This window comes from Methylomonas rivi (assembly GCF_024505165.1).
In the GTDB taxonomy this organism is placed as follows: domain Bacteria; phylum Pseudomonadota; class Gammaproteobacteria; order Methylococcales; family Methylomonadaceae; genus Methylomonas; species Methylomonas rivi.
In genome coordinates, this window is the sequence record NZ_JANIBK010000027.1 from 25,736 (window position 1) to 38,687 (window position 12,952).

General features: G+C 50.6%; 13 protein-coding genes and 1 tRNA gene. 8 read left to right on the forward strand and 6 right to left on the reverse strand.

Translation table 11 applies throughout. The annotated features are described in order from the left end of the window. Positions 1-16: 16 nt before the first annotated feature. The 3 genes from NP596_RS07445 to prmB are packed head-to-tail and all read right to left on the reverse strand — an operon-like array spanning position 17 to position 3,193. Positions 17-1,171 (reverse strand): MFS transporter, encoded by a 1,155-nt coding sequence (locus NP596_RS07445; protein ID WP_256614669.1) that lies wholly within the window; start codon positions 1,169-1,171, stop codon positions 17-19. Then, entirely contained in the window at positions 1,172-2,260 is a 1,089-nt protein-coding gene (gene aroC / locus NP596_RS07450) for a chorismate synthase (RefSeq protein WP_256614670.1), read from the reverse strand. Positions 2,261-2,263: 3 nt separating this feature from the next. Further along, a complete protein-coding gene (gene prmB / locus NP596_RS07455) occupies positions 2,264-3,193 on the reverse strand; it encodes a 50S ribosomal protein L3 N(5)-glutamine methyltransferase (protein ID WP_256614671.1) in 930 nt (309 codons plus the stop codon). A 74-nt stretch (positions 3,194-3,267) separates the two neighbouring features. Between prmB and NP596_RS07460 the strand changes: the two genes are divergently transcribed. Beyond that, positions 3,268-4,146 (forward strand): HDOD domain-containing protein, encoded by an 879-nt coding sequence (locus NP596_RS07460; RefSeq protein WP_256614672.1) that lies wholly within the window; start codon positions 3,268-3,270, stop codon positions 4,144-4,146. A 2-nt stretch (positions 4,147-4,148) separates the two neighbouring features. Here the strand turns inward: NP596_RS07460 and NP596_RS07465 are convergent, their stop codons facing one another. Then, complete coding sequence (locus tag NP596_RS07465; RefSeq protein WP_256614673.1) at positions 4,149-5,375, reverse strand: M20 aminoacylase family protein; 1,227 nt, start codon at positions 5,373-5,375, stop codon at positions 4,149-4,151. Between the two features lie 186 nt (positions 5,376-5,561). On the opposite strand from NP596_RS07465, the gene NP596_RS07470 reads away from it, so the two are divergent. Beyond that, positions 5,562-5,649, forward strand: a tRNA-Ser gene (locus NP596_RS07470). 105 nt (positions 5,650-5,754) lie between these two features. Next, positions 5,755-6,114, forward strand: coding sequence for a DUF6538 domain-containing protein (locus tag NP596_RS21995; protein ID WP_371927915.1), 360 nt, complete (start codon positions 5,755-5,757; stop codon positions 6,112-6,114). Positions 6,115-6,746: 632 nt separating this feature from the next. Here the strand turns inward: NP596_RS21995 and NP596_RS07480 are convergent. Both NP596_RS07480 and NP596_RS07485 read right to left on the reverse strand, forming a co-directional pair. Further along, positions 6,747-7,358 (reverse strand): hypothetical protein, encoded by a 612-nt coding sequence (locus NP596_RS07480; RefSeq protein WP_256614676.1) that lies wholly within the window; start codon positions 7,356-7,358, stop codon positions 6,747-6,749. A gap of 53 nt (positions 7,359-7,411) precedes the next feature. Then, positions 7,412-7,813, reverse strand: a complete 402-nt coding sequence (locus NP596_RS07485) for a hypothetical protein (protein WP_256614677.1) — start codon at positions 7,811-7,813, stop codon at positions 7,412-7,414. Positions 7,814-8,100: 287 nt separating this feature from the next. Between NP596_RS07485 and NP596_RS07490 the strand changes: the two genes are divergently transcribed. The 5 genes from NP596_RS07490 to NP596_RS07510 all read left to right on the forward strand — a co-directional run bounded on the left by NP596_RS07490 (position 8,101) and on the right by NP596_RS07510 (position 12,647). Continuing rightward, positions 8,101-9,861 (forward strand): type I restriction-modification system subunit M, encoded by a 1,761-nt coding sequence (locus NP596_RS07490; RefSeq protein ID WP_256614679.1) that lies wholly within the window; start codon positions 8,101-8,103, stop codon positions 9,859-9,861. Continuing rightward, positions 9,858-11,162, forward strand: a complete 1,305-nt coding sequence (locus NP596_RS07495) for a restriction endonuclease subunit S (protein ID WP_256614680.1) — start codon at positions 9,858-9,860, stop codon at positions 11,160-11,162. Before NP596_RS07490 ends, NP596_RS07495 begins: the two co-directional genes overlap by 4 nt. Before the next feature lie 69 nt (positions 11,163-11,231). Then, positions 11,232-11,531, forward strand: coding sequence for a hypothetical protein (locus tag NP596_RS07500; protein ID WP_256614682.1), 300 nt, complete (start codon positions 11,232-11,234; stop codon positions 11,529-11,531). Continuing rightward, entirely contained in the window at positions 11,531-11,932 is a 402-nt protein-coding gene (locus tag NP596_RS07505) for a type II toxin-antitoxin system VapC family toxin (RefSeq protein WP_256614684.1), read from the forward strand. The genes NP596_RS07500 and NP596_RS07505 overlap by 1 nt, the downstream gene beginning before the upstream one ends. Before the next feature lie 46 nt (positions 11,933-11,978). Beyond that, complete coding sequence (locus NP596_RS07510) at positions 11,979-12,647, forward strand: DUF7986 domain-containing protein (protein ID WP_256614685.1); 669 nt, start codon at positions 11,979-11,981, stop codon at positions 12,645-12,647. The last annotated feature ends 305 nt before the right edge of the window (positions 12,648-12,952 follow it).

Genomic DNA, 12,952 nt, shown 5'->3' on the forward strand with positions numbered 1-12,952 from the left:
ATAAGTTGCCGCAATTTTAACCCAATGTAACAGGCTTTTGCCGAGCCACGCCGATAAAGGCGATTAAAAACGCCACCCCGCTGGCCAGCGCCGCCATCACAAACACCGGCCCGCCGCCCAGCGCATCCCACAAATAGCCGCTATAGAAACTGCCCAACATACCGCCCAGGCCGAAACTGAGGCTACTGTACAGTGCTTGGCCCTTGCTTTGATGCCTGTCGCCGAAATAGCGATGCAACAATTGCATGGCCACCACATGCGCAATGCCGAAGCTGGCCGCATGCAGCAATTGGGCCGCCACAATCACCGGCAGCGAATCCACCCCATGGGCGATCATCAGCCAACGCAAGGTACTCAAGGCCAAACTGCCCAACAGCAAACCGCGCAGGCTGATACGCTTGAACAAGCCATACATCCAGATAAACACCAGGATTTCCGCGCAAACCCCCAAGGCCCACAGGAACCCGGTCAGCGTGGTTGAATAAGCATGTTGTTGCAGAAACACCGAATAGAACACGTAATACGGGCCATGGGCGACTTGCAGCAGCATATAGACGCTAAAAAACGCCAGCAACTCAGGTTTGAATAATATCCGCAGCACGCTGGCGGCTGCGTCGTGATCATGGCTGGCGACGGCTTCCGGCGTAACCAGCGCCATCAGCCAGTTACTCAGCAGCAAAGCGCTAATGATCCAGGGCAGATATTCGATACTGAAATCGTCCAAAAAACGGCCGATTCCCAATACCGAGGCGATAAACCCGACCGAACCCCACAACCTGATCCGGCTATAGCGTTGCGGTTCGGTTTTAAGATGGCGCAAGGTAGCCGCTTCGAATTGCGGCAAGGTGGCATTCCAAAAAAAGCTGAAGACCACGGTCACGCCGGCTACCCACGGGTAATCGTGCCGCACTAAAAAACCGCTGAAAATCAAGGCCGAAAATAGCGAGGTGATGCGTATCAGCCGCAGGCAACGGCCGGTTTTATCGGCCAGCCAGCTCCATAAATAGGGGGCGACGATTTTGGTCGCCACCAGCAGGGCGGTCAATTCGCCGATGTCGGTAGCGGCGAAGCCTATTCGCTTGAGATACAAACTCCAAAAGGGTAGGAATGCCCCCAGGGTGGCAAAGTAGCAAAAGTAAAAGCCGGATAATCGCCAATACGGCAGCTTCATTTAGCGCAGAATCGGCAGACCGCTATGGACATGCAGGTTCTGGGCGCGGTGGCGCAGCAGATGGTCCATCAAGACGATCGCCATCATGGCCTCGGCTATCGGCGTGGCGCGAATGCCGACGCAGGGATCGTGGCGGCCTTCGGTGACCACGTCGATGGCCTCGCCGTGGATGTTGATGCTGCGGCCGGGCAGGCGCAGACTGGAGGTGGGTTTCAGCGCCATGCGCGCGACGATGTCCTGGCCGCTGGATATGCCGCCCAGAATGCCGCCGGCGTGGTTGCTCAAGAAGCCGTCCGGCGTGATCTCGTCGCGAAATCGGGTACCCTTGGTGTCGACGCAGTCAAAACCGTCGCCGATCTCCACGCCTTTTACCGCATTAATGCTCATCAAGGCGTGCGCCAGATCGGCGTCCAGGCGGTCGAAAATCGGCTCGCCCAAGCCCGGCGGTACGTTGCCGGCAATCACTTCGATTTTGGCGCCGATGGATTCGCCTTCCTTGCGCAAGGCATCCATATAGCTTTCCATCTCGGCCACTTTATTCACATCCGGGCAAAAGAACGGATTGTTGCCGATTTCGTCCCAATCGAACGCGTCGATTTTAATCGGCCCCAATTGCGACAGATAGCCGCGTACTTGGATGCCGTGCTGTTCCAACAAATATTTTTTGGCTATTGCGCCCGCCGCTACCCGCATGGCGGTTTCCCGCGCCGAGGAACGGCCGCCGCCGCGATAATCGCGGAAGCCGTATTTTTGCTGGTAGGTGTAATCAGCATGGCCGGGTCGGAAGCTCTCGGCAATTTTGGAATAGTCCTTGGAGCGCTGGTCGGTATTTTCAATCAACAGACCGATGGGGCAACCGGTGGTTTTACCTTCGAACACCCCGGAGAGAATTTTCACTGCATCGGCCTCGCGGCGTTGGGTGGTATGACGGGAAGTGCCGGGTTTGCGCCTATCCAGGTCTACCTGCAAATCGGCTTCCGACAGTTCCATCCCCGGCGGGCAGCCGTCCACGATAGCGCCCAACGCCGGGCCGTGGCTTTCGCCGAAAGTAGTCACCGTAAATAATTTTCCTATGCTGTTTCCGGACATGCTTTATACCGCGCTTGCAAATAGAGAGTGATAATCGTTGACCTGTTGCGCCGTCAGCAGAAAGACGCCGTCGCCGCCGCGTTCGAACTCCAGCCACTGGAAAGGCACGTTGGGGAATAGCTCCTGTAACGTTTCCGCGCTGCTGCCCACTTCCACGATCAGTATGCCCTGCTCCGCCAAATAGCGCTTGGCATCCGCCAGAATACGGATCACCAAATCCAGGCCGCTGTCGCCGCCGGTAAAGCCCATTTCCGGTTCGGCATGAAATTCGGCCGGCAAGTTTTCCCATTCGCTAATCGCCACATAAGGCGGATTGCTGACGATGATGTCGTAGGGTTTGCGCGGCAGCTCGGCAAACAAATCGGATTGATATAAAGTCACCTGTTCGGCCAGATCGTGTTTGTCCACATTAATGGCCGCCACGACCAACGCATCGTCGGATAGCTCCACCGCATCGACTTGCGCATCGGGGAAAGCATAGGCGCAAGCAATGGCAATACAGGCGCTGCCGGTGCATAAATCCAGGATATTGAACACCCGGTCTTCATCCGCCCAAGGTTCGAAGCGTTCGGCTATCAGTTCGGCGATCGGCGAACGCGGCACCAGCACCCGCTCGTCGACATAAAAAGACAAGCCGGCGAACAGGGCTTCGTTGGTCAGATAAGCGGACGGCTTGCGCTCGCGGATGCGGCGCTCGATCAAGGTCAACACCGCTTGGCGTTCCGGCATGGTCAAAACGCTGTCAAGATAACTATCGGCCAAATCGTAGGGTTGGTTAAGGGTGTGCAAAACGATGGCCGCCGCTTCGTCCAAGGGTGTCAGCGTGCCGTGCCCTAGAAAGACATTATGTTCGGCAAAACGGCTGGCGCCCCAGCGAATATAGTCTCTGATGCTGTTCAGGGTTGTGATAACATCCGGCGAAGTGATAGTCATGTGCTGCCCGCAGATAAAAAGGCTGCAAATTTTAAACTAAACCCGACCCGCTTGTCCGAATAAAGCAAATGCCGATGACCGAGGCCATCCCCAATCCCAAATCCAGCAAACTTGCCAAAAACCGCTTATATCTGGATTGTTACAAATACATGCAATCCGAAAAACTGGATTTACCGACTATCCCGGATGTGTCCGTCAAAATTCGCCGCGCCATCAACGAACCCAGTGCCAACAGCAGCAAAATCGCCCGCGTGGTGCAGATCGACCCCAGCATTACCGCCCGTCTGATCAAAATTTCCAACAGCCCGCTGTATCGCGGCCGCCGCAAGATAGAAAGCTGCCCGGAAGCCATTACCCGGCTCGGTTTGAAAGCCGCCCAGGACATCATCACCGTATTTGCGCTAAAAGCCGTGTTCAACGCCAAAACCGGGATTATTCGCCGCAAAATGCAGGAGCTGTGGGCCCACAGCAGCCATGTCGCCGCCATCAGCGCGGTGTTGGCGCATAAAACCCCCGGCTTCGACCCGGACCGGGCCATGCTGGCCGGCTTGATCCATGACATCGGCATTGTGCCGATACTGGGCTATGCCGATCGGCAGCCGGATATTTTGGCCTCGCCCACCGATCTTGCCGAAACCGTCAAAGAGCTGCGCAGCGAAATCGGCGTGCAAATCATCCGCAGATGGGACTTTCCGACCGACTTTGAAGATGTCGTAAACCATGCGGAAAACTGGTATCGCGACAGCGGCCCGCAGGCCACTTATAGCGACATCGTGATGGTTTCGCAACTGCATAGCTTTATCGGCAAGGTCGACATCAAGAAAATGCCGAAGATGGATGAGTTGCCCGCCTATAAAAAACTGGCCGCCGGCAATCTGGACGCCGACCTCAGCATCAATATTCTCGATCAGGTCAAGGATGAGATCGAACACGTGCGCGCCATGTTGAATTGAGCTTACTCCGCAACGGCCAGGCAGGTTTCCACCAGCCTCACCCAATAAGTCGCCCCCAGCGGCAATATCGCGTCGTTAAAATCGTAACTGGCATTATGCAAAGTACATGGGCCGGCGCCGTGATCGGGCAAACGGTGCTCGCCTTCGCCATTGCCGATGAAACAATAGCAGCCCGGCAATTGTTGCAGCATGTAGGCAAAATCCTCCGCGCCCATCACCGGCTGCTGCGGCAGTACATTTTCCTTGCCGACAATGCCCGCCATCACCTGCCGGCATAATGCCGTCTGTTCCGGATGATTGACGGTAGCGGGATACCCTTTGGTAAATTCAATCTCCCCCGTCATAGCGTGCGCCAGACAAGTATGCTCGACGATATCCGCCATGCGTCGCTGTATCAAAGCCATCAATTCAGCCGAAAACGTCCGCAAGGTGCCGGTCATTTCGCAACTGTCGGCAATGACGTTTTTTGTCTCGCCCACATGTACCGTGGTTATCGACAACACGCCAGCATCCAGCGGGTTGGCGCTGCGGGTGAGTATGGTTTGAAAAGCCATGATGATTTGCGCCGCCACCGGCACCGGATCCAAACCTAAATGCGGTAGCGCGGCATGGCAGCCCTTGCCGCGAATAACGATCCGAAAGGTATCGAAGGCCGCCATTACAGGCCCCACGCCGACCGCGAATTGCCCGACCGGTATACCGGGCCAGTTATGCATGCCGTAGACCGCCTGCATGGGAAACAGGTCAAACAATCCGTCTTTGATCATGGCATCCGCCCCGCCGCCGCCCTCTTCGGCCGGTTGAAAAATCAGATGTACCGTACCGTCGAAATTTTTATGCCGGGCCAAATACTGCGCGGCAGCCAACAACATGGCGGTATGGCCATCATGCCCGCAGGCGTGCATCTTGCCGAGATACACCGATGCATGGGCAAAGCCGTTTTGTTCCAAAATCGGCAAGGCATCCATGTCGGCCCTTAGGCCGATGGCGTGCGCTGAACGGCCGGCTTGTATCGTCCCCACCACGCCGGTCTTGCCCAAACCGCGATGCACGGGAATACCCCAACCTTGCAAAGCCGCCGCCACCCGCTCGGCAGTACGCAGCTCCTCAAAACATAATTCGGGATGCGCGTGAATATCGCGGCGCAAGTCTTCGATTGCCGCTGTCTCGGCAACAATGCCCGGCAACAGTTGCGCCTGAGTCATGGGCTGCTTAGTCAACTCGTCCATACCATATCCTTTCTATCAATGAACCAAAACGATTTGAACAACGCTTGCAAGCATAGCTAAAAACAGTCCTTCAAGCCGGAATTCGATTATTTCCGGCTTTGATCAAGCGATTTTCGGCTAAATTATATAAACAGGATTGCATAAAACCTATATTTCATTCATAATGCGCGGCTGAAATATTGATCCGGAGAGATGGCCGAGCGGTCGAAGGCGCACGCCTGGAAAGTGTGTATACGGAAACGTATCGAGGGTTCGAATCCCTCTTTCTCCGCCACATTGTTAAGCAGTTGATTTTAAATAAATTTTAAAAAAATCAACACAAATTCAGCCTCAAAAAGCGGCTTTTGTTACACAAAAGTGCTACACAAGAGGCTTAAAAATGGCGAAAATCCCCTACCTCGTCAAACGAAATAACATTTATTATTTTCGTATCCGCATCCCCGCAAAACATCGCGACTCTTTAAATTTTCAAGAAATTGTCCGCAGCTTAAAGACGGAAAATCGAGAAGAAGCTACCCTGAAAGCTTTGAAGCTCGCCGCTAATTTCAAAGCCTTATTGCATGATTTAAAAACCGGCATGACCGACAAAATCAGCCGAGTTAAGTTACTGGATAGTTCGCTCGACACGCCTTCTAAGCAGTTCGAAGAAAATTCACCGCCGGTCGTTGCTTGCTCAACCACTTTAACCGGTGATTTTTCGTATGGAAAAAGGTCATCGAGACCTAAGTCATCGATGTAGTCTTCGTCGAGATCGTCTAAATCTAGGTCTGGGTCTGGGTCTGGGTCTGGGTCTAGGTCTAGGTCTAGGTCTAGGTCTAGGTCTAGGTCTAGGTCTAGGTCTAGGTCTGGGTCTAGGTCTAGGTCTAGGTCTGGGTCTGGGTCTGGGTTTTCTAGATATGTCAGTTTTTCTGAAAGACAATACCTTTCACGAGCCAAACTATCTCGTTTTCCATACGCACCTATCTCGTTAAAATCCAAATTCTTTATTTCACGCTCAATATCTTTTATTCTCTTGGCTATATTTTCAGGCGTAACATCACTTGCATTATCGATTCCATTTATCATATAAAACTTCCTTCCATATTAAATTAATTACATGTAATTACCAGATTAGCCTTCTCCACCATCCGAGATAGTTCATGCCCACTTACCATAAAAATACTCAAAACATCATACAAGTGATTTTTTTTAAAACAGACTACTGACACTTATCCGTTAATTCGTCGAGACCATTAGCGCAATATAATAAAAAATACTACCGCCATTACATGGCCTCCTCAAAAAACAGCGAACTATTATAACACATAGATAACTATTCTTATTCCCTCAGCCACCGACCAAATATTGAATAGTTTGAAAATCTTGCTGCCACTAAATACCAACCTCAAAAATAAATTCCTTGATATACCATTTTTCTGTATCTTCCAGGAATAAAATATGATCCTTGATGATGGCAAACGCCTTTTCGCCTCCTATTGAGTCGAAATCAGCGTGACAACATAGCTCCATTCCACGCGATGACACATGGGAGTGATCGAATGTGCAGTCGCTCAAATAGTGTAAAAAGTGACAAACCACATGCCTCACCACCGTTCCACCAAGCCCTCTCTTATCAGGCCTAACCCATAACAGTGGTAAATCGAGGAACGCAGTATTGATTTTTTTTGTCCGCGTCTCAGTCCAAAGCCAACCGAATACAATAAATCCAAGCGGTGCATCTGATTCAGGCTGATTAGCATCCCAAACCGCTATGATGGCATTGGAATCAAAATTCCATTTTTCATCGAACGATCTCATGAGCGTAGTCAATTCAGAAGCGCTCCATTGGGCGTTATTCAGACTAGACTTGGTAATCAAATCGCTGGATGGGTTGATTTCACCAGAAAGTTCAGCCACAGTATCAGCAACCATCGCGGGATAAGTCCAATTTTGCGGGAAAATATCAGGCCTCAAATTAACATCACACAATAAGACATCTTTCATCCCAACCTCTCTTACTAAAAATTTAATTGATAAACTATAAAAATAAATATTAATTAACGATCAAACTTGAACTCGACAATTAAACACCCTGTTTTTTCTGATTTTACCAATGACATTTTTGGGTCATTATTATTGGTTAGCCGCCTTAGCTCACCCAACATCACACGCTCGTTCTCGGTAATGACCACACCTAAATGCGGTTCAATGGCATCCAATAACTTAGTCTCGTATTCCGCCAAATAACGCCTTAACATAAACCCAGGATCGACACCGAAAACCTTGGCCAACATAGGCACTTTATATATTGGCACTCTGGTTCTGCCTTTTTTAAATAGCGTGATAATATTTGGATTCACATAACCAATTTTATCGGCTATTTCGTTTTGCTTAAACGGTGACTGATTGATCAAGACTTCCAAGTATTTACTGAAATTTACTTTCGATGCATATTTCATGATTTAATCTATTTCATAGTTGTTACTTAAAAAACACTTTTATAACACAGCAAAAATACAATCTTTACTACAAAATATTGGCAAATTAACTAAAACAATAACCCATGAAATAAATATCAATATTTGCAAATTTCCAGCTCAGTATCGAGTTTTGAAAGTGAATAAGTTTGGCACTAATGGTAATCATCCCTTAGAATCGACACGCTTTGGCGCAGTGCATTGATAGGCAATCTGTGCACATCCTTACTAAATGTCGCCAGCCACAATCATTCGAAAATCAAGGACGCATGAATCATCAATCCCTTTCCGCCTTCATATGGGCGGTAGCCGACTTATTGCGCGGCGATTACAAACAATCCGAATACGGCAAAGTTATCCTGCCCTTCACGGTATTACGCCGTCTGGACTGCGTGCTGGAAGAAACCAAAGACCCGGTGCTGGCCGAATACGCCGACAAACAAAAGCTCGGCATCAACCCGGAAGCCTTTTTGTTGCGCAAGGCTGGGCAAAGCTTCTTTAACACCTCGCCGCTAGACATCAAAAAGCTGATGGGCGATCAGGACCACATCAAGGAAAACCTGTTTGCCTATATCCAAGGCTTTTCGGTCGAGGTGAGGGACATTTTCGAGCGCTTCGACTTCTACAACCAAGTCGAGCGCTTGCATAAATCCGGTCTGCTCTATCAGGTCACCGAAAAATTCGCTCAGATCGATCTGCATCCGGACAAGGTCGACAACCACCAAATGGGTTTGGTGTTCGAGGAACTTATCCGCAAGTTTGCGGAAATCTCGAATGAAACCGCCGGCGAGCATTTCACCCCGCGCGAAGTGATTAAATTGATGGTCAACCTGTTGTTCATCGAAGATGACGACGTGCTGGCCAAGCCTGGCGTGGTGCGCACCATTTATGACCCCACGGCCGGCACTGGCGGCATGTTGTCAGTCGCTGGCGAATATCTGGAAGAGCATAATCCGGAAGCGCGTTTGACCATGTTCGGGCAGGAACTCAATCCGGAATCCTACGCCATCTGCAAAGCCGATATGCTGATCAAGGGGCAGGATGTCGCCAATATCGTGTTCGGCAACACTTTCTCCGACGACGGCCATATCCTGAAGAAGTTTGACTATATGCTGTCCAATCCGCCGTTTGGGGTGGAATGGAAGAAAGTCGAAAAAGAAATCCGCAACGAACACGAGAAGCAAGGCTTCAACGGCCGCTTCGGACCCGGGCTACCGCGCGTGTCCGACGGCTCCTTGCTGTTCCTGCTGCATCTCATCAGTAAGATGCGTCCCTCCCATGACGGCGGCAGTCGCTTTGGTATCGTCTTGAATGGCTCGCCCTTGTTCACCGGCGGCGCCGCTTCCGGCGAAAGCGAAATCCGCCGCTATGTGCTGGAAAACGATTTGGTCGAAGCCATCATCGGCTTACCGACCGACATGTTCTACAACACCGGTATTTCCACCTATGTGTGGATACTCTCCAACCGCAAACCGGAACACCGCAAAGGTAAACTGCAACTGATTGATGCCAGTGGTTTCTGGCAGAAGATGCGCAAAAGCCTGGGCTCCAAGCGCAAGGAATTGTCGGATGAGCATATTGTGGAAATCACCCGCTTGTTTGGGCAATTCATTGAATACCCTGAAGGGCATAAAGCCAGTGACGGCAAGAAACCCATCTCCAAAATCTTCAAAAACAGCGATTTTGGCTATCGCACCATCACCGTCGAACGCCCGCTCAGAGATGAACAAGGCAACATCCTGCTCGGCACAAAAGGCAAGCTGAAAGGCAAACCACAACCCGACTCCAGCTTACGCGATACTGAAAACGTGCCGCTGTCGGAAGACGTGGAAAGCTACTTCAAGCGCGAGGTGCTGCCTCATGCGCCGGATGCGTGGATAGATCACGACAAAACCAAGGTCGGCTACGAAATACCCTTCAACCGGCATTTCTATGTGTTCGAGCCGCCACGGGAGTTGGCCGCGATTGATGCAGACCTCAAACAATGCACCGATCGCATTCTAACCATGATTGCGGGGCTGTCGGCATGAGTTTTCCGCGTTACCCTAGCTACAAGGACAGCGGCGTCGAATGGTTGGGCGAAGTACCGGAGCATTGGAATGTCACACGTTTGAGATTTCTATGCCAAATTGAAACTGGAGATGCAGATACTGTAGACGCAGTTGAAGATGGAGAATATCCATTTTTCGTTCGCTCATCGACTGTAGAAAGAATTGGCAGATTTACCCATGACTGCGAGGCAGTATTAACGGCAGGCGACGGGGTTGGCGTTGGCAAAGTATTTCATCATTTTGAAGGAAAGTTTTGCGCTCATCAGAGGGTCTATATCTTTAGAGATTTTCGAGATATAAAAGGGCGATTTTTTTATAACTACATTAAAGAATTATTTCTGCGCGTAGTATTAGAAGGCACGGCAAAATCAACCGTTGATTCTCTAAGACGGCCCATGATTGCGGATTTTCAGATAACTGTGCCTCCGCTTTCTGAACAACAACAAATCGCCGCCTTCCTCGACGGCGAAACCGCCAAGATTGACGCGCTGATTGCCGAACAGCAACAGCTGATCGAACTGCTGAAAGAAAAGCGGCAGGCGGTGATTTCCCACGTCGTCACCAAAGGCCTCAACCCCGATGCGCCAATGAAGGATTCCGGCATAGCATGGCTGGGCGAGGTGCCGGAGCATTGGGAAATTTCACGGCTAGGCTATGAATCTTGGGTTAGGGCTAGATTGGGCTGGAAGGGGCTGAAAGCTGAGGAATACGTAGATGATGGATTTGTTTTTCTTGCAACACCTAATATCAAAGGGTTGAGCATTGATTTTGAGAACGTCAATTTCATCAATGAACATCGCTATGATGAATCACCCGAAATTAAGCTCAGAGTTGGTGATGTCTTATTAGCTAAAGACGGCTCAACTCTTGGCACCGTCAATGTGGTTCGCTCTCTGCCGAGACCAACAACAGTAAATAGTTCGATTGCCGTCATTACGCCCAATCTATCCTTAAGCGGCATTTTTCTTTTTTACTTATTTCAAGGATTCTATATGGAGAACACCATACAGAGGATCAAAGGCGGCATGGGAGTTCCACATCTTTTCCAAGCAGATTTGAACAAGTTCTACATTCCACTACCGCCATTTAAAGAACAACAATCGATTGCAACCTTCCTCGACAACGAAACCACTAAACTCGACACCCTCACTGCCGAAGCCAAACGCGGCATTGAGCTACTGCAAGAACGCCGCACCGCTCTGATTTCCGCCGCCGTCACCGGCAAGATTGACGTGCGCGGTCTAGTCTCTACGGCAATACCGGAGGAAGCCGCCGCATGAGAAATCTGCACCGGGAAGTTAATTTCGAAAATGAAATCTGCGAACACCTCGCCGTCACTGGTAAGATCGATGTTAGATATTCATCCTTTAGTTGGAGTCTTCAACATGCAAGCCATCGAACTCGAAACCGACATTACGCCGGATGGCCATATTCAATTGCCCAGCCCATTGCGTAACGTCTTTGGTCGCCATGCGCGCTTGATTTTGCTATTGGACGAGCGGCAACCTGCAGATTCCCCCTCACTCCGTCAAGCCAATGATACGGACGCTTTTCTCGCCGCGTTGGCCGGTGGTTTAAGCGAGGATTTTCCCAATGATATTGACGAAACTGATTTAGGTATCGACACTCCGCGACGAGAATTGGATTGATGCGCTATTTACTGGACACTAATGCCGCTATTGCGTTGCTGAAAGAGCATCCGGGGGTTCTGCATCATGTTCGGCGAGTCGGCAGTTCCGCCTTATTACTTTGTGCGCCAGTCGAAGCCGAGTTGTGGTATGGCGTCTTTAAAAGTGCCCAACAGCAACGCAACCAGATGCGTGTGACCACCTTGTTGGAATGGTTACCAAGCTTGCCCTTTGCGGGACAGGCACCGCGTCATTTTGGGAAAATTCGTGCCGATCTGGCAAGGCTAGGCACGCCGATAGGCCCTTATGATTTACAAATTGCCGCCATTGCCCGCGCCCATAATTTAGTTTTGGTTACACACAACACCCGCGAATTCTCTCGGGTTCAAGGTTTGATTTTGGAGGATTGGGAAACGGATTGATCAGCAAAACCCAAACCTTGAATATTCCAACCCCGCTTAGCATCTTATGACACAAATCACTTTCACCCCCGCCGATTACACCGAAATTCGCCGCCGTAGCGTGGACCTACACAGCAAAATTTTCAAGAAGCTCACCAAAGATGACGACAAAACCTGCGCCAAACATCTCGGCGTTTGGCGGAACAAAGCCGTTGCTCTGGAAAGCGACGAGGAAGTCGATTTGTTTGCCGATTACGCTATTTATGGTTACCGGCCGCGCGGTTTCAATATGGCGGAAAAATATCTGCGCCTGTTCAGCCGGGACGCCGACGAATTTGAACTGGCCTTGCTTCGCCACATGCGCCATGCCCACTATGCGATTTATCAAGCCGATGAAACCGACGGCAACGAATTTTTGCAGGCCACCGATGTGTTCAGCAAGCAGACTTATCGATTATTGGATCGGCAAATGGCTCAAACTGCTTACACAGGGCTCATGCTAGCGGGTTACCTGATCGACTTTGACGATTTCACGATACAAACCGGTGGCACAGTGAAAGTCACACGCGAAATCTTGCAGGCCGACGAAGTGGTTCATGTGATCGATCATATCGAGGATGAACAATTGGCCAGCTTTCTCAGCGACGCCGCGAACGGCGCCAAACTGGCGCGTGCGGTTGTTTCCGCGGCGTTCAGGCTGGGACAAACCGGTAATTTCCAACATCAGGCGGTTTAATCGATCAACGCATCAAATCATGCGCATACCTGCTAGACATACCCACGCCGAAAGTAATAACATTGTTAGCACAATTGTAACTATTCAGCGTAGGTTGGGTTAGGCGCTAGCCGTAACCCAACGCATCGGCTTATGGCGGTGCAATGGCTTCAATAGTTGGGTTACGCTCTATCGAGCTAACCCAACCTACGCAATTGATCCGCATCGGCCGGCATTCACTGAATAGTTACGCACAATTAAGGAGGTTGTCATGCGCAGTCAATTAAGAAAAATCGGCAATTCACGCGGCGTCATCATCCCAGCCT